Source organism: Microbacterium wangchenii (assembly GCF_004564355.1).
Lineage (GTDB): Bacteria > Actinomycetota > Actinomycetes > Actinomycetales > Microbacteriaceae > Microbacterium > Microbacterium wangchenii.
The window spans coordinates 3,146,673-3,163,458 of the sequence record NZ_CP038266.1; the positions used below are offsets into that span (position 1 = coordinate 3,146,673).

15 protein-coding genes are annotated in these 16,786 nt (G+C 72.2%); 8 read left to right on the forward strand and 7 right to left on the reverse strand.

Annotated elements, in window-relative coordinates; translation table 11 throughout:
• Nucleotides 1–25 precede the first annotated feature (25 nt).
• Both E4K62_RS15300 and E4K62_RS15305 read right to left on the reverse strand, forming a co-directional pair.
• Nucleotides 26–1,651 (reverse strand): xylulokinase, encoded by a 1,626-nt coding sequence (locus E4K62_RS15300; protein WP_135068927.1) that lies wholly within the window; start codon nt 1,649–1,651, stop codon nt 26–28.
• A complete protein-coding gene (locus E4K62_RS15305; RefSeq protein WP_135068929.1) occupies nt 1,638–2,714 on the reverse strand; it encodes a LacI family DNA-binding transcriptional regulator in 1,077 nt (358 codons plus the stop codon). Before E4K62_RS15305 ends, E4K62_RS15300 begins: the two co-directional genes overlap by 14 nt.
• Nucleotides 2,715–2,834: 120 nt before the next feature.
• Here E4K62_RS15305 and E4K62_RS15310 point away from each other — a divergent pair, with 120 nt between their 5' ends.
• From E4K62_RS15310 to E4K62_RS15320, 3 genes are all read left to right on the forward strand, one after another.
• Nucleotides 2,835–3,431 carry a DnaJ family domain-containing protein gene (locus E4K62_RS15310; RefSeq protein WP_135068931.1) on the forward strand — a complete coding sequence of 199 codons (597 nt, stop codon included), beginning with the start codon at nt 2,835–2,837 and terminating at the stop codon, nt 3,429–3,431.
• Nucleotides 3,432–3,535: 104 nt separating this feature from the next.
• Nucleotides 3,536–4,279, forward strand: coding sequence for an ABC transporter ATP-binding protein (locus E4K62_RS15315; protein WP_135071447.1), 744 nt, complete (start codon nt 3,536–3,538; stop codon nt 4,277–4,279).
• Nucleotides 4,261–5,850: a hypothetical protein gene (locus tag E4K62_RS15320; protein ID WP_135068934.1), complete on the forward strand. Its 1,590-nt coding sequence runs from the start codon at nt 4,261–4,263 to the stop codon at nt 5,848–5,850. The genes E4K62_RS15315 and E4K62_RS15320 overlap by 19 nt, the downstream gene beginning before the upstream one ends.
• A 21-nt stretch (nt 5,851–5,871) precedes the next feature.
• Here the strand turns inward: E4K62_RS15320 and E4K62_RS15325 are convergent, their stop codons facing one another.
• Both E4K62_RS15325 and E4K62_RS15330 read right to left on the reverse strand, forming a co-directional pair.
• Nucleotides 5,872–7,440: a CoA-acylating methylmalonate-semialdehyde dehydrogenase gene (locus tag E4K62_RS15325; RefSeq protein ID WP_135068936.1), complete on the reverse strand. Its 1,569-nt coding sequence runs from the start codon at nt 7,438–7,440 to the stop codon at nt 5,872–5,874.
• A 115-nt stretch (nt 7,441–7,555) separates the two neighbouring features.
• Entirely contained in the window at nt 7,556–8,344 is a 789-nt protein-coding gene (locus tag E4K62_RS15330; RefSeq protein ID WP_135068937.1) for an IclR family transcriptional regulator, read from the reverse strand.
• Nucleotides 8,345–8,464: 120 nt separating this feature from the next.
• On the opposite strand from E4K62_RS15330, the gene E4K62_RS15335 reads away from it, so the two are divergent.
• The 3 genes from E4K62_RS15335 to E4K62_RS15345 are packed head-to-tail and all read left to right on the forward strand — an operon-like array spanning nt 8,465 to nt 11,074.
• Nucleotides 8,465–9,238, forward strand: coding sequence for a CoA transferase subunit A (locus E4K62_RS15335; RefSeq protein ID WP_135068938.1), 774 nt, complete (start codon nt 8,465–8,467; stop codon nt 9,236–9,238).
• Between the two features lies 1 nt (nt 9,239).
• Nucleotides 9,240–9,893 (forward strand): CoA transferase subunit B, encoded by a 654-nt coding sequence (locus E4K62_RS15340; RefSeq protein ID WP_187270403.1) that lies wholly within the window; start codon nt 9,240–9,242, stop codon nt 9,891–9,893.
• Nucleotides 9,890–11,074, forward strand: a complete 1,185-nt coding sequence (locus E4K62_RS15345) for an acetyl-CoA C-acetyltransferase (protein ID WP_135068939.1) — start codon at nt 9,890–9,892, stop codon at nt 11,072–11,074. Before E4K62_RS15340 ends, E4K62_RS15345 begins: the two co-directional genes overlap by 4 nt.
• A 6-nt stretch (nt 11,075–11,080) precedes the next feature.
• On the opposite strand, the gene E4K62_RS15350 is transcribed toward E4K62_RS15345, so the two are convergent.
• Nucleotides 11,081–11,755 (reverse strand): GntR family transcriptional regulator, encoded by a 675-nt coding sequence (locus E4K62_RS15350; RefSeq protein ID WP_135068940.1) that lies wholly within the window; start codon nt 11,753–11,755, stop codon nt 11,081–11,083.
• A 14-nt stretch (nt 11,756–11,769) separates the two neighbouring features.
• Entirely contained in the window at nt 11,770–12,312 is a 543-nt protein-coding gene (locus E4K62_RS15355) for a VOC family protein (protein ID WP_135068941.1), read from the reverse strand.
• A 163-nt stretch (nt 12,313–12,475) separates the two neighbouring features.
• Here E4K62_RS15355 and E4K62_RS15360 point away from each other — a divergent pair, with 163 nt between their 5' ends.
• Nucleotides 12,476–14,653 (forward strand): alpha-ketoacid dehydrogenase subunit alpha/beta, encoded by a 2,178-nt coding sequence (locus E4K62_RS15360; RefSeq protein ID WP_135068942.1) that lies wholly within the window; start codon nt 12,476–12,478, stop codon nt 14,651–14,653.
• 1 nt (nt 14,654) lies between these two features.
• Nucleotides 14,655–16,034 carry a dihydrolipoamide acetyltransferase family protein gene (locus E4K62_RS15365; protein WP_135068943.1) on the forward strand — a complete coding sequence of 460 codons (1,380 nt, stop codon included), beginning with the start codon at nt 14,655–14,657 and terminating at the stop codon, nt 16,032–16,034.
• Nucleotides 16,035–16,050: 16 nt separating this feature from the next.
• Here E4K62_RS15365 and E4K62_RS15370 read toward each other — a convergent pair whose 3' ends face one another.
• A complete protein-coding gene (locus E4K62_RS15370) occupies nt 16,051–16,758 on the reverse strand; it encodes an SDR family NAD(P)-dependent oxidoreductase (protein WP_135068944.1) in 708 nt (235 codons plus the stop codon).
• Nucleotides 16,759–16,786: the final 28 nt, after the last annotated feature.

Genomic DNA, 16,786 nt, shown 5'->3' on the forward strand with positions numbered 1-16,786 from the left:
GGCGTCCTTCGGAACAGGGGTCGGATCAGAGAGCGGCTGCGGCGGCGGCCTCGGCCGCGATGCCCGCACGGTAGCGCTGGAGATAGTCGGCGTACCCGGCGACGTCGCCGGCGTCGGGGGCAGCCGTCGCGAACGCCGCGTCGGCGAACACGCGCTCGCGGAGATACCCGTCGAGGTCGATCCGGCCCGCTTCGGAGAGGTACGACGCCAGGACCGCGATCCCCCAGGCGCCACCCTCGGAGGCCGTCTCCGCGACGGTGACGGGGGCACCCAGCGCGCCGGCGAGGAAGCGCTGGGCGACTCCAGCGGTGCGGAAGATGCCACCATGCGCATACATCTCATCCAGCGCGGCACCCTCCTCGGCGAGGATGCGCATCCCGATGCTCAGCGTGGCGAACACGCCGTACACCTGGGCCCGCATGAGGTTCGCGAGGGTGAGCCTGCTCCCGGGTGTGCGGACGACGAGCGGACGCCCCTCCGCGAGCCCCACGATGGGCTCCCCGGCGAGGTGGTTGTACGCGAGCACACCCCCCGCATCCGGCTCCCCGGAGAGGGCCTCGGTGAGGAGCGTGGCGAACACCGCGTCGGAATCGGCAGGCGAGCCCGAGGCGGCCGCGAACCGGCCGAAGACCTCGGCCCACGCCGCCAGTTCGCTCGCGCCGTTGTTGCAGTGGACCATCGCGACGAGGTCGCCCGCGGGCGTCGTGACGAGATCGATCTCCTCGTGCACGCGCGGCAGCGGGCGCTCCAGGACGACCATCGCGAAGATGCTGGTGCCCGCACTGACGTTGCCGGTGCGCGGCGCGACGGAGTTGGTCGCGACCATCCCCGTCCCGGCGTCGCCCTCCGGCGGGCACATCGGGATGCCGGGGCACAGCCGGCCCGTCGGGTCGAGCCACGCGGCACCCTCGGGGGTGAGCTCCCCCGCGGGCTGACCCGCCACCCGCACCTCGGGCAGGAGCTCGGCGAGAGGACGACTCAGCGGCGACGGGGCGATGAGCTCGTCGTAACGGGCCACCAGAGCCGCGTCGTAATCGCGCGTCACCGGGTCGATCGGGAACATCCCGGAGGCATCGCCGACCCCGAGCACGCGGCGTCCGGTCAGGCGCTCATGGACGTAGCCGGCGAGGGTCGTGATCGCGTGGACGCGGGGCACGTGCGCCTCACCGTCCCGCACCGCCTGGTGGAGGTGGGCGATCGACCAGCGCAGCGGGATGTTGACCCCGAACAGCTCCGTGAGCTCGGCGGCGGCCGCGCCGGTGGAGGTGTTCCGCCATGTGCGGAACGGCACAAGCAGCTCGCCGTCGGCGTCGAAGGCGAGGTAGCCGTGCATCATCCCCGAGACGCCGATCGCCCCGAAGGTCGCCGGCTGCACGCCGTATCGGCGCTCCACGTCTGCCACGAGGTCGGCGTACGCCGCGCGAAGCCCCGACTCCACCGCATCCAGGGAGTACGTCCACGTGCGGTCGACGTATTCGTTCTCCCACGCGGCACTGCCGACGGCGATCACGTCGGCCGGGTCCTCCCCCACGAGGCAGGCCTTGATGCGGGTCGAACCGAGTTCGATGCCGAGCGACGTGCGCCCGTTCTCGAGCTGGTCCCGGATGCGGTCGTCGGCGGCGCTCACGGGGATGTCCTCACAGTGCTTCATCGGCTGGGGCGGGGGGTTCTCGCGGAATGTTACCGGTCTCATCGCCGGTTCGCGAACGAGGCGGCGGGGCGGTCGAGGCGCGCCGCACGAGGCGCGGCGGTGCCGGAGGCGCCGGCGGATCGCCGACCACGTCGGCGACGACCCGGTGCGCCTCCCCGTCGAGGTCGAGGCGCACGGTGGTCAGCGCGGGTCGGTAGAACGCGGCATCCGGATTGTCGTCGAAACCCGTGACGCTGACGCGTCCCGGCACGTCCACCCCTCGCGCGTGCAGCCCGGCCATCAGTCCCAGCGCCATCTGGTCGTTCGCCGCGACCACGGCCGTCGGCCCGTCCGCCGTCGCCACCGCCGCGGCCACGGCGGTCGCGACGGCGAAGCCGGCCGCAGCGCTCCAGTCGCCGGTCCACGATGCGGCCGCCGCCAGCCCCTCCGCACCCAGCGCGCAAGCGACGCCGCGGGAGCGCGCAGCCGCCTCGGTCCAGTCCTCCGGCCCGGCCAGTTCCGCGATGCGGCGGTGGCCCAGGCCGACGAGATGGCGCACGGCGAGCGCGGCGCCCTCCTCCTGCCGGCGCGCCCCCGACCCGTCGTGCAGGACGACGACCGGGACCCCCGGACGGGCCTGCGCGACCGCGTCGCGGGTGAGGGCGTGGGCGGCGACCAGGACGATGCCATCCACCCCCTGGGAGAGCAGGTGGTGCACCGCAGCGACGACCGATGCGGCATCGGCGGCATCGGCGTACGCGGTGGCGACCCATCGTCCCCGGGCGCGCGCGGCGGCCTCGATCGCGGCGATCCCGGCCGACGGCCCGTAGAGGGCCGGGGCCGATGCCACGACGCCGAGCGTGCGGGTCGTGGCCGTGCCCAGCGCACGGGCGGCGTTGTTCATGCGGTAGCCGAGCGCGGAGACGGCCTCGCGCACGCGGGCTCGCGTGTCGTCGCGGATGTTCGCGTGGCCGTTCAGCACGCGCGACACCGTCTGCGGTGACACCCCCGCGGCTCGGGCGACATCGCGGACCCCGACGCGGGCTCCGCGCTCCGGCGGGAACGTGGGAGTCTCCTCGCCCATCGCATCCCTCCGCCCGGGCCCCCGAGGAGCCGCGCGGCCACCCTAGCGCGATGGTGGATCTCCGGCGCCGGGGGCCGCAGGCCGTCGTAGGCTCGAAGGCAGACCCCTGCGGAGGTGCTGATGAGCGAGGACCCGAGGCAGGCGGCCGCGCGATATCGCCTCGAGCGGGAAGCGCGCGCGGGACGCCTGTCGCCCGAGGATGCGGCAGCCCTGGCGGAGGAGCGCGCCCGTGACGCGCCAGAGCGTGGATCGACGGCGGCCGAACGGGCGGCGTTCGTGGAGACCTCGATCCAGCAGGCCATCCGCCGCGGCGACTTCGACGGCCTGCCGGGCGCCGGCAAGCCTCTCCCCGACCTCGGCGAGAGCCACGACCCGGACTGGTGGATCCGGCGGAAGATCGCCGCCGAACAGCTCACCGGGCTCGGCCCGCCCGCGTTGACCCTGCGCGTCGAGCACGCCGAGATGCACCGGCGCCTGGATGAGCTGAACCGCCGCGACGACGTCCGCGAGGCGGTCGAGGACTTCAATCGCCGCGTGATCGAGGCGCGCCGGCAGCTGCTGGGCGGGCCCCCGGTGATCACCCCGACCCTCGACGTGACGGCGGAGGTGGCGGCGTGGGAGGAGCGACGCGCCGTGCGCGAGGCGGCCGCCGCATCCGCCCCGCCGCCCGAGCCCCGCCGGCGACGGCGTCTCCTGCGCCCCCGCCGCCGCTCGTGAGGCACTCGTAGGGCAGGCGCGCGGGCCGATAGGTTCGAGGGGTGACAGAGAACCCCGGTGCTCTCCCCGTGTCCGCGCCCCCGCGCACCGACTCGCTCCCGGCGATGGCCCTGACCGGCCTCGTCAAGCGCTTCGGCGACAAGACGGCCGTCAACGCGCTCGACCTCACGGTGCCGGCGGGGTCGTTCTTCGGCCTGGTCGGGCCCAACGGCGCGGGTAAGACCACGACCCTGTCCATGGCCACGGGCCTGCTCCGTCCGGATGCGGGGAACGCCGTCATCCACGGCGTGGACATGTGGGCCGACCCGGTGCGGGCGAAGGCGATGATCGGCAACCTCGCCGACGGCGTGCGCCTGTTCGACCGGCTCACCGGCGAGCAGCTGGTCGTCTACACCGGCATGATGTTCGGGCTCGCCCGCGAAGAGGTCACGGCGCGCACGGCGGACCTGCTGCGCATCATGGACCTCACCGAGGCCGCCGGGACCCCCGTCGTGGACTACTCCGCAGGCATGACCAAGAAGGTCGCCCTGGCGTGCGCACTCGTCCACGCGCCGCGCCTGCTCGTGCTCGACGAGCCCTTCGAATCGGTCGACCCGGTTTCGGCCGCCAACATCGAGGACATCCTCCGCGGCTACACCGCCGGCGGCGGCACCGTCATCGTCTCGAGCCACTCGATGGACCTCGTGCAGCGCATGTGCGACCACGTCGCCATCATCGCGCAGGGCCGCCTGCTTGCCGCGGGCACCATCGACGAGGTCCGCGGCACGCAGACGCTGCAGGACCGGTTCGTCGAACTGGTCGGCGGCCGGCACCGTTCGGAGGGGCCGCAGTGGTTGCGACAGTCCTGAAGATCCGGTTCCGGGTCCTCGGCAACACCCTCGCACGCAGCCCCTGGCAGCTCGTCGGCTTCCTCCTCGGCGCGCTCTCCGGGGTGTGGATGCTGGGGCTCGCGACCCTCGGGCTGTTCCTCATCGGCGGCTTCGGCCTGGACCCCGCCCGCTACGCGGTCACCGCCGCAGGGGCCGTGCTGACCCTCGGCTGGGTCATCGGCCCCGTCTTCGCCGCCGGCGTGGACACGACGCTGGATCCCGCCAAGCTCGCACCCTTCCCGATGTCCACGACGAAGATGATGGTGGCGATCACGGCCGGCGGCGCCACCGGGATACCGGGGATCACGACCGCCCTCGGTGCTCTGGCGACGTTCGCGGTGTGGTGGCGATGGCCGATCGCCGCCGCCGCGGCGGTGATCGCGATACCGCTGGGCTTCGCCCTGTGCATCCTCGCGTCGCGCGCCGTCGCATCCTTCGCGCAGGGGCTCGGCGGCCGACGGCGCGTGCGCGAGCTCATCGGCCTGCTCGCCTTCGCCCTCATCATCTTCGCCAGCCCCCTCATCCTCGGCCTGATCGCGGTGCTCGAATCGGCCGGTGCCGACGGCGAGCAGCTCGTCGCGCTCGTGGAGGGCCTGTCGTGGACGCCGGTCGCCGCCGCGTGGGCCGTGCCGGGGGACCTCGCCGCCGGACACCTCCTGACCGGGGCCCTCAAGCTCGCGATCGCGGCGGCCTCCGTCGCCGCGGTGTGGCTGCTGTGGCACCGGAGCCTGTCCGCGTCCCTCGTCGCCCCGCCCACCCAGTCGTCGGGCCGACGCGCCCGCGCGGGCGCGCTGGGCTGGTTCGGCATCCTGCCCACCGGAGGGACGGGCGCCTCCTGGGCGCGCTCACTCACGTACTGGCTGAAAGACCTGCGCTACCTGCAGCAGCTGCTCATCGTCCCGCTGTGGCCGGTGCTGACCCTGATCTGGAGCCGCGGCGACGTCGACGGGCCCCTCTTCGCCCTCTCCGCCCTGCTGGTGGCGTTCTTCCTGGGCGTGCTGCCCTACTCCGACGTGTCCTACGACAACACGGCCTTCGCGACAGTGCTGCAGACGGGCATCCGCGGCCGGGCCGACCGTGCCGGACGGATGCTGGCGGCAGCATCCGTCGGCGTGCCGGTCGTCCTCGCGGTGATCGTCATCACCGCCGCGATATCGGGACGCTGGGATCTGACCCCGGCCGCCGTGGGCGGGGCCCTCGGCATGCTCCTGGCCGGCTATGGCGTGTGCGCGGTCAGCTCGGCTCTCGTCGTGGTCCCCGTGGCCGCGCCGGGGGCCAATCCCTTCCAGCGCGTCCCCGGGCAGACCTTCCTGATGTTCCTCGCCTACATCGCCTGCTGGGTCGTGGCCCTGGTGATCGCCTCCCCCGCGCTGGGGCTGGCGATCGCCGCCGGGATCACCGGCTCGTCCGTGCTCGGGTGGATCGCGCTGCCGGTGGGGATCGTGGTGGGCGCGGCCGCCCTGACCGGCGGCATCCTGCTCGGCGGGCGCATCTTCGACCGGACCGCACCGGCCCTGCTGGTGCGGGTGCGCGCGTTCGCCGCATCCTGACCGGGTGCAGCCGCGGCGCCCTCAGGTGTGCTGGGGGAAGCCCAGGTCGATACCGCCGTGGTCGCTCTGACCACGCGTGGCGGGGTCGAGCCAGCGGGCGGTGATCGCCTTCTCCCGCGTGAAGAAGTCGAACCCGTGCACCCCGTACGCCTTGGCGTCGCCGAACATCGAGGCCTTCCAGCCGCCGAACGAGTGGTAGGCCACGGGCACCGGGATGGGCACGTTGACTCCGATCATCCCGACCTGCACCTCCCGCTGGAACCGGCGGGCCGCTCCCCCGTCGTTGGTGAAGACGGCGGTGCCGTTGCCGAAGTCGCCGGAGTTGATGAGGTCCACGCCTTCCTGGAACGAAGCCACGCGCACGACCGAGAGCACGGGCCCGAAGATCTCCTCGGTGTACGCGCGGGAGGTCGTGGGGACGTGGTCCAGGAGCGTGGGCCCGAAGAAGAACCCGTCTTCGTGACCGTCGACAGTGAATCCACGACCGTCCACGACCACCGACGCGCCGTCGGCCTCGGCGATGTCGACGTACGACGACACCTTGTCGCGGTGCACGTCGGTGATGAGCGGCCCCAGGTCGGGCTCGCCGTCGGCACCGCCGGCACCGTTCCCCACGCGCAGCCGGGCGACCCGGTCGCGCACCTTCGCCACGAGTTCGTCGGCGACCGGCTCGACGGCCAGGACCACGCTGATCGCCATGCACCGCTCGCCCGCCGCACCGTAGCCGGCGTTCACCGCCGAATCGGCGACGAGGTCGAGATCGGCGTCGGGGAGGACGAGCATGTGGTTCTTCGCCCCGCCCAGCGCCTGCACGCGCTTGCCGTGGCGCGCCGCGGTCTCGTAGATGTACTGCGCGATCGGGGTGGAGCCGACGAACGAGATCGACTGTACGACCGGCGAGGTCAGCAGACCGTCCACGGCCACCTTGTCGCCCTGCAGCACCGTGAACACGCCGTCGGGCAGGCCCGCTTCCTGCCACAGCCTGGCCAGCCAGAGAGCGGCCGACGGATCCTTCTCACTCGGCTTGAGCACGACGGCGTTGCCCGCGGCGATCGCGACGGAGAAGAACCACAGCGGCACCATGGCCGGGAAGTTGAACGGGCTGATGATGCCCACCACCCCGAGCGGCTGCTTGAGGGTGTACACGTCGATCCCGGAGGAGGCGTTGTCGGAATAGGCACCCTTCACCAGGCTCGGGAAGCCGGTGGCGAGATCGACCACCTCGAGTCCGCGGGCGATCTCGCCGACCGCATCCGAGACGACCTTGCCGTGCTCGGCCGTGATTATGTGCGCCAGCTCGCCCTTGCGGGCGTTCAGCAGCTCACGGAACGCGAACATCACCGCCTGCCGCTTCGCGATCGAGTACCCGCTCCACACCGCGAAGCCGCGCTCCGCCGACGCGAGCGCCGCGGCGATGTCCTGTTCGTCGGCCAGGGCCACCTCGGCCTGCACGGCGCCGGTCGCGGGGTTGTAGACGGGCGCGGTGCGCGTGCCGCTCGAGGGATGCTCGGCGCCGTCGATCCAGTGCGGGATGCGCGGCACCTCGGGGGAGGCGGAAGCGGTGACGGTGGCGGATGCGACGGTGCTCATGGCGGTGTCCTCTCTGACAGCGGGGTGCGCGCCTCGCGGCGGCGGGCTGGTGGCCCTTCGCTCGGAACGGTAGTCCACATCCCCGCCGAACGGGAGGCCGTGAAGCCGTCCACGCTCACCGCTGCGCGACGCGGGTGGTCAGCTGATGGGCGTGGGCGAGGAGCGTTCGGCCGAGCTCTGCGATCCGGTCGGGACCGAATCGGAACTGCACCCCAGTGAGACTGAGCGCCCACTGCGGGTCACCCTCGCGCGTGAACACCGCCGCGCCCATCCCCCAGCTGCCCTCCACGATCAATCCGGGGTTCACGGCGAAACCCCGCTCCTGCGTCTCGCGCAGGCGCGCGCGCAGGCGCTTCTCGCCGTGGGCGGCGCCCCACGTCGCTGCCAGGTCGGGGTGACGCTCGAAATAGGCGTCCACATCGTGGGGCGCCTGGAAGGCGAGGATGGCCAGGCCCGCGGATGCCACGCCCAGCGGGAAGCGCACACCCTCGGAGAGCACGAAGGAGCGGATGGGGAAGCTGCCCTCCTCCCGCAGGAGGCACACCGTCTCGTCGCCGCGGCGCACGGAGAGGAACGCGCTCTCCTCGGTGCGCACCGCGAGGGAACGCACGATGTCGCGGGCGGTCGCGGTGATGTCGTAGCGTGACGCTGCCACCGTTCCCATCAGGTACAGCTCCGGGCCGGGCAGCCACCGCCCTGTCGTCTCGTCGCGGTCGACGAGACCCTCGCGCCGGAGGGCCGTGAGCAGCCGGTGCACGGTCGGGCGGGTCAGATCGGCGTCGGCGGCGAGCGCGCCGATGGGCGCACCCGTCGTACCCGCCGCCGTCACCAGGCGCAGCAGATGCGCGGCCCGGGCGATCGCCTGCGCGCCGGGGACCGCCCCGCGTTCGGCTGCGCTGTCCACAATACGGACACTACGGCGCTCAGCATCCACATCGCAACGCACGCCGCCCCGCAGCGGCAGTGCGGCGCCCAGGATGGAACCACCCGCGCGTTTCCCGCGCGCCGCACGAAGGAGTGACGCGTGATCGACAAGACCTGGGCCTCGGCCGCGGAGGCCGTCGCCGACATCCCCGACGGGGCATCGCTCGCCGTCGGCGGTTTCGGCCTCTCGGGCAACCCCATCGGCCTCATCGAGGCGCTCCTGGCGCAGGGCACGACGGATCTCTCGGTCGTCTCGAACAACTGCGGGGTGGACGACTGGGGCCTCGGGGTGCTGCTGAACGCCCGCCGCATCCGCAAGATGACGTCGTCGTACGTGGGGGAGAACAAGGAGTTCGAGCGCCAGTTCCTCTCCGGTGAGCTCGAGCTCGAGCTCACGCCGCAGGGCACGCTCGCCGAGAAGCTGCGGGCGGGCGGTTCGGGCATCGCGGCCTTCTACACGCAGACCGGCGTCGGCACGCAGGTCGCCGAGGGAGGTCTCCCCCGCCGCTACGACGGCTCCGGCGGCGTGGCCCTCGCCTCCCCCGCGAAGGACGTCCGCGTCTTCGAGGTCGACGGAGAGGACCGCGACTTCGTCCTGGAGGAGGCGATCCGCACCGACTTCGCCCTCGTGCACGCGCTGCGCGGAGACCGCCACGGCAACCTGGTCTTCAACAAGGCCGCCCGCAACTTCAACCCGCTCGCCGCCATGGCCGGGCGCGTGTGCATCGCGCAGGTGGAAGAGCTCGTCGAACCCGGCGGACTCGACCCCGACAGCATCCATCTGCCCGGGGTCTACGTGCATCGCATCATCGAGGTCGGCACCGGCATCGAAAAGCGCATCGAGAAGCGCACCGTCCGCGCGGAGGGAAACTGACATGGCCCTGAACCGACAGGAGATGGCCGCGCGCGCGGCACGAGAGCTTCCCGACGGCGCGTACGTGAACCTCGGCATCGGACTGCCCACGCTCGTGCCCAATCACGTGCCCGACGGCGTCGCGCTCGTGCTGCAGTCCGAGAACGGCATCCTCGGCGTCGGGCCGTACCCGAGCGAGGATGCCGTCGATCCCGACCTCATCAACGCCGGCAAGGAGACGGTCACGACCCTCCCGGGAGCGGCGTACTTCGATTCGTCGCTGAGCTTCGGGATGATCCGCGGCGGCAAGATCGACGCCGCGATCCTCGGGGCGATGCAGGTGTCGCGAACCGGTGACATCGCGAACTGGATGATCCCGGGGAAGATGGTCAAGGGCCCCGGTGGCGCGATGGACCTCGTCCACGGCGCCGGCCGCGTCATCGTCCTCATGGAGCACGTCGCTCGCGACGGCAGCCCCAAGATCGTCGACACCTGCTCCCTGCCACTGACCGGGAAGGGAGTGGTCGACCGGATCATCACCGACCTCGCCGTGATCGATGTCACCGAGGAGGGTCTCGTGCTCATGGAGACCGCTCCCGGCGTCACGGTGGAGGATGTACGGGCGGCCACCGAACCGCCCCTTCTCGTCCGCATCCCCCAGGAGACGCACTCATGATCCTCGACGACATCGTCCTCGTCGCCGCCGCCCGCACACCGCAGGGCCGGCTCAAGGGCCAGCTCGCGCCGGTCCCGGCCCCGCAGCTGGGCGGCATCGCGATCCGCGGTGCGCTCGAGCGCGGCGGCATCCCGCCCGAGGCCGTCGACGCCGTTCTCGTCGGTCAGGTGCTGCCGGCCGGGGTCGGCCAGAACCCCGCCCGCCAGGCGGCCGTGGCGGCAGGCCTCGGATGGGACGTGCACGCCGCATCCGTCAACAAGGTCTGCCTGTCGGGCCTGACCGCCATCATCGACGCCGCGCGGATGCTCCGCACCGGCGACGCGCGTGTCGTGGTCGCCGCCGGCATGGAATCGATGACGCGCGCGCCGCACCTGCTGATGGGCTCGCGCGAGGGCTGGACGTACGGCGCGGTCGAGGCCCTGGACCACATGGCCTTCGACGGACTGACCGATGCGTACGACCGCGAGAGCATGGGCGCGTCCACGGAGCGCGCCAACGAGCGCTCCGAGGTCTCCCGCGAGGCGCAGGACGCCGTCGCCGCCCGATCGCACCAGCGCGCCGCCGCCGCCCAGGAGACCGGCATCTTCGACGCCGAGATCGTGCCGGTGGAGATCCCGCAGCGCAAGGGCGCTCCCGTCCTGGTCACGCGCGACGAGGGCGTGCGACCCGAGACCACCGTCGAAACCCTCGCGCGCCTGCGCCCGGCCTTCGCGCAGGGCGGCACGATCACGGCGGGCAACTCGTCGCAGATCTCCGACGGCGCCTCCGCCGTGGTGGTGACGACACGGTCGCACGCCGACGAGAACGGATGGGATGTGCTCGCCGTCGTCGGCGCGAGCGGCCAGGTCGCCGGCCCCGACAACTCGCTGCACGAGCAGCCGGCCCGCGCACTCGCACAGGCGTGCGAGAAGGCCGGGATCTCCCCCGCCGACCTCGACGTCGTGGAGATCAACGAGGCGTTCGGCGCTGTCGTCGCCCGCTCGCAGGCGGAGCTCGGCCTCTCCGACGACGTGGTCAACATCCACGGCGGCGGGATCGCGCTCGGCCACCCCATCGGCGCATCCGGCAACCGTCTGGTCGTCCACGCCGTGCACGAGCTGATCCGTCGCGGCAGCGGCACCGCCGCGGTGTCGCTGTGCGGTGGTGGCGGTCAGGGCGACGCCCTCATCCTCACCCGCTGACCTCGGCTACACGCCGGGGAGGTCGAAGACCTCCGGATGCCGCGACAGCTCAAGCCGGCTGCGACGGATGTGCTGCGCGAGGAGGGTCTCGGCGTCGTCGGCGTCGCGGCGGCGGAGTGCACCCACGAGGAGCTGGTGGTCGTGGTGGACGCTGCGATCGCCCTCGCTCCAGAACAGCCGGGTCGCCGCCCGCCGGTAGTGCTGCGTCCGGTTCCACAGGCTCTTCACCAGATCGGTGAGCACGGTCGTGTCGGCGTGGTCGACGCCGGAGAGGTGGAACTCCCGGTCCATCAGGAGGAAGTCCTCGACGTCTGCGGAGCGCTCCATCCGGTCGGCGAGCACCTGGAGGCGCGCGATCTCGTCATCCGTGAGCAGCGGCACGTTCATCCGCAGCAGGAGCGGCTCGAGCCGCTCGCGCACGAGGTACAGCTCCTGGCACTCGCCGGAGCTGAGCGTCGACACCCACGCGCCGGTGTTGGCGACGAGGGTCACGAGCCCCTCGGCCTCCAGCATCCGCAGCGCCTCGCGCACGGGGAGTCTGCTCGCCCCGTGCCGCTCGGCGAGTTCGTCCTGACGGATCCGCTCCCCCGGCGCGTACGCGCCGTCGAGGATCGCCTCGCGCAGCGTCGCGGCGATCCGGGCGCCGGTGGCGCCGTGCACGCCCGCACGCGCAGGTGCCATGGCCGATCCTCTCCTCACGCCGCCGGGTCGGTCGGCTTCCACAGCAGGCGCGACGCGCCGGCCTCGTACGCCTTGCCGTCGGGGTAGCTGACGAGCTCGAACTGCAGCCCCCAGGGGCTGCGGAAGTAGATCCACCGCTGCCCGAGGGCCGCCTGCCGGCTGGCGACCGGCTCGCCCATCACTTCGACGCCGGATGCGCGGAGGTACTCCACCGCAGCATCCATGTCGTCCACGTACAGAGCCAGATGGTACCCGCCGATGTCGCTGTTGCGCGGCTGCGGGCTCTGCCCGTCGGCCGCGTCGTACGCGAACGTCTCGATGTTCAGCCCGGTGCCCAGCCGGTAGAACCGGATCTCCCGGATGACGGTGCGCGGATGGACACCGAGCTGCCGCTGCATCCAATCGTCGTCGGCGCGCTTCTCGCCGAGGGAGTAGACGGGCTCGGCCCCCAGGACGTCGACGAGGAAAGAATGCGCCTCGTCGAGGTCGGGCACCGTGATCCCGATGTGATCCGCTCCCCGCAGTCCGGGGATCCCTCCGCCACTTCCCGTGCTCATGCGCGACCTCCTTGTCGACCGACGCCTCATCGTATCCACTGCGAGCCACTTTCGACAGATAATCCGCCCCATGCGGCGCAACGGGCCTTGCATTGGATCAAATGTGACCTTACGCTCGGGGGATCGGACCGGCCCCGCGGGCCGCGGATGAGATGAGGCGACGATGCCGGAGCGCGAGAGACTGTCCACGGGCGTGGACTGGATCGAACTGTCCACGACGAAGGCTGACTGGGACGCCGCGGATCCGGCGCTGCTGGGCACGATGCTCAGCGAGCTGCACCTCATCCGTGCGTTCGAGGAGTCGGTGCTCGAACTCGCCGGCGAAGGTCTCGTGCACGGCCCCGCGCACTCCAGCATCGGGCAGGAGGGCGGCGCGGTGGGCTCGATCGTGGGCCTCCGCTCCACCGACGGCGTCAACGGCTCGCACCGGGGCCACCACCAGTTCCTCGCCAAGGCGCTCACCCACGTCAGCGGCGGAACCATCGACCCGGCGAACCCCGTGGACGCCGACATCCAGACGGTGCTGCAGCGCACTCTCGCGGAGATCCTCGGGCTCGCTCAGGGCTACTGCCGCGGCCGCGGCGGATCGATGCACCTGCAGTGGTTCGAGGCCGGCGCGCTCGGCACCAACGCGATCGTCGGCGGCGGGGCGCCTCTGGCCACCGGCAACGCATGGGCGCAGAAGCACAGCGGCACGACCGACCTCACGATCAACTACTTCGGCGACGGCGCCGCGCAGATCGGCTCGGTGCTGGAGTCGATGAACCTCGCCGCCGCATGGCGCCTCCCGGTGTGCTTCTTCATCGAGAACAACCTCTACGGCGTGTCCACGCGGGCCGACGAGATCACCGCAGACCCACGGTTCTCGGTGCGCGGGCAGGGCTTCGGCATCCCGTCGTGGCGGGTCGACGGCATGGACCCCCTCGCGGTGCACCTGGCGATGACCGAGGCGGCCGAGCGGATGCGATCGGGCGAGGGCCCCGCGATCGTCGAGGCGCAGGTCTACCGCTTCTTCCACCAGAACGGCCCGTACCCGGGCTCCGCCTTCGGCTACCGCACGAAGGAGGAGGAGGCGCAGTGGCGCGAGCGCGACCCGCTGGATCTCACCGCCACCCGCATGCGCGAGCGCGGGCTCATCGACGACGCGGGCGTCGCGGCTCTGCGATCACGCGTGCAGCAGGCCATGACGGATGCGGTGGGGGCACTCGTCGAAGCCGATCCCGACCGCCCCGGCAAGCGCCGCATCCGCCCCGAGCTGTGGCCGGAGACGACGTTCGTCAACGTCGGCGTGCGCGGCGACGCGAGCGAGCTGGAGGGCCTGCCGAAGTTGGATGCCTCGGCCGCGACCCGCCCGGTGAAATTCGTCGACGCCGTGGCCGAGGTCATGGACCGCCGCATGCAGGAGGACCCGCGCATCGTCGTGATGGGCGAGGACGTGCACAAGCTCAACGGCGGCACGAACGGCGCGACGAAGGGCCTGGCGAAGAAGTACGGACCGGACCGCGTCATGGGCACGCCGATCAGCGAGAACGCGTTCGTCGGCCTCGGCGGCGGGCTGGCCCTGGACGGCCGGTTCCGCCCCGTCGTGGAGTTCATGTACCCCGATTTCATGTGGGTCGCCGCCGACCAGGTCTTCAACCAGATCGGCAAGGCGCGCCACATGTTCGGCGGCGAGAACCCCGTTCCGCTCGTCCTGCGCACGAAGGTCGCGATGGGATCGGGGTACGGATCGCAGCACCTCATGGATCCGGCCGGGATCTTCGCGACCAGCCCCGGATGGCGCATCGTGGCCGCATCCAACGCCACCGACTACGTCGGGCTCATGAACGCCGCGCTGGCACTGGAGGACCCGGTGCTCGTGATCGAGCACGTGGACCTCTACGGAAAAGCCGACGAGGTGCCCGAGGGCGACCTCGACTACGTCATCCCGCCGGGCAGCGCCGCCGTCGTCCGCGAGGGGTCGGAGGTCACGGTGCTCAGCTACCTGTCGATGGTCGGCCACGCCGCCGAGGCGATCGAGCAGACCGGCGTCGACGCCGAGCTGATCGACCTGCGGTGGCTGGACCGCGCCTCCATCGACTGGGGCACGATCGGCGACAGCATCCGCAAGACGAACGCGGTGCTCATCGTGGAACAGGGGGCGCAGGGCACGTCGTACGGCGGATGGCTCGCCGACGAGATCCAGCGCCGGTACTTCGACTGGCTCGATCAGCCGGTCGCGCGCGTGACCGGGGGCGAGGCATCCCCGAGCATCTCCCGCGTGCTCGAGCGCGCGGCGATCGCCCGCACGGAAGAAGTCGTCGCGGCCCTCGAGGCCGTCCGCACCGGATTCGGAGCCTGACATGGCTGAGATCGTCCGCATGCCCGAGGTGATGGCCGGAGCCACCGAGGCCGCCATCCAGACGTGGCTCGTCGCCGAGGGGGCGACCGTCGCCGTCGGTGAGACCCTCGCCGAGATCGAGACCGACAAGGCCACGGTCGAGCTGCCGGCCGAGACCGCCGGCACGATCGGTCGCCTCCTGGTGGCCGAGGGCGACAGCGTCGCGGTCGGCGATGTGATCGTCGTGCTCGTGGCCGACGGCGAGGGCGCGGAGGCCATCGACGACGCCCTCCGCGCCGCCGGCGCCGCCGCTTCCCCCGCCGCCTCCCCCGCCGAGAGCGCGCCGGAGGGGTCGTCGTCGGCCGGAACGGCGGCCCAGCCCCCGGCCGAGGACGCCCCCGGCGACCCCGACCCCGACCCGGCGGACGGGTCGGGGGTGCGCACCGGCTCCTCCCCCGATGCCCCCGCGGAGCCGCATGCCTCCGGCGGGCGCCTGTTCGCCAGCCCACTCGTCCGCCGGCTGGCGGCCGAGCAGGGTGTCGACCTGGCCGGTGTGCCCGGCACCGGACCGCACGGACGCATCGTGCGACGCGACCTCGAGCGGCACCTGACACAGGCGCCTGCGGGTACTGCGAGCACCGAGGCGGCGGCTGCGACCGATGCGGCGGCTGCGCCGCCCGCCCCCGCACCGTCCCCGTCCGCGTCGGCCGAGGGCGCAGCCAGCTACGCAGACGTGCCGGTGGACCGGATGCGGCGCGCCATCGCCCGCCGGCTCACCGAGAGCACGTCCACCGTGCCGCATTTCTACCTCGTGGCCGACTGCCGCGTGGACGCGCTCCTGGATCTCCGCACGCAGGTCAACGAGTCGGCGCCGCGCAAGATCTCGGTCAACGACTTCGTGCTGAAGGCCGTCGCGGGAGCTCTCGTCGATGTCCCCGCCGCCAACGCGATCTGGCTGGGCGACAGCATCCGCCGCTTCGACGGCGTGGACCTCGCCGTCGCCGTCGCCACCGACGGCGGACTGCTGACGCCGGTCGTGCGGGGCGTCGACCGCCTGCCGCTGTCGCAGATCAGCGCGGCCGTCGCCGACCTCGCCGACCGCGCCCGCGCCGGGCGGCTCCGCCAGCACGAACTGGAGGGCGGGAGCTTCTCGGTGTCGAACCTCGGCATGTACGGGACGACGCAGTTCAGCGCCATCCTGAACCCGCCGCAGTCCGGCATCCTGGCCGTGGGCGCCGCGCGCCCCATGCCGCTCGTCGGCACTGAGGGCGAGCTGACCGTGGGTTCGGTCATGACCGTCACGCTGTCGGCCGATCACCGCGTGCTCGACGGCGCCATCGCGGCCGAGTGGCTCGCCGCGTTCCAGCGGCGCATCGAGAACCCCCTGAGCATCCTCATCTGAGGATGCTCAAGGGTGGTCAGGCGATGCGCCAGCCCCGGTCGACGTACAGGGTGTGGGCGCTAACACCGCGGTTGAAGAGCAGGAATTTCGTCGCATCCACGACGTCCGCCATCGTGGCGAGCTCGCCGCCGGGTGTGCGCTCGCGGTAGCCGTCGAGCACCCCCTCGGGTTTGCCCGCCCAGAAGGGGCTGTTCCCGATGATCCCCGGATGCAGCGAGTTGACGCGGATGGGGGCGAGCTCCCAGGCCAGCGTGGTCATGAGCCCTTCCACGCCACCGTTGATCGTCGAGACCGTCGTCGAACCCGGGTAGGGCGCATCCTTCGCGCGACCACCGAAGAGGACGATGCCCGTGTCGACGGACGGCGCCAGCCGGTCCAGGAGCGTGTGGACCGTCTCGGTGTAGCCCACGAGCTTGAGGGTCACGAGCCGGCGCGCACGGGCGATGTCGTAATCACGGATGGTGTTCGCGTCACGCTCGATCGCCATCAGCACGAGCCCGTCCAGGCCCGGCACGTCGCGCAGCTGCGCAGCGATGCCCTCCGGCTCTGACAGATCCAACGCGATCCCGGTCGCCTGCGGGCCGAGGCCGGCCGCCACCTCCTGCGCCCGTTCGAGGCTGCGGCTGGTGAGGACGACCGAATCGCCACCGGCGATCAGGTCGCCGGCGAGCTCCAGGCCGATGCCGGACGATCCGCCGGCGACGAGGATCGTGCGTCCACTCATGGCTCGGTCTCCCCTTCTCACACAGGTG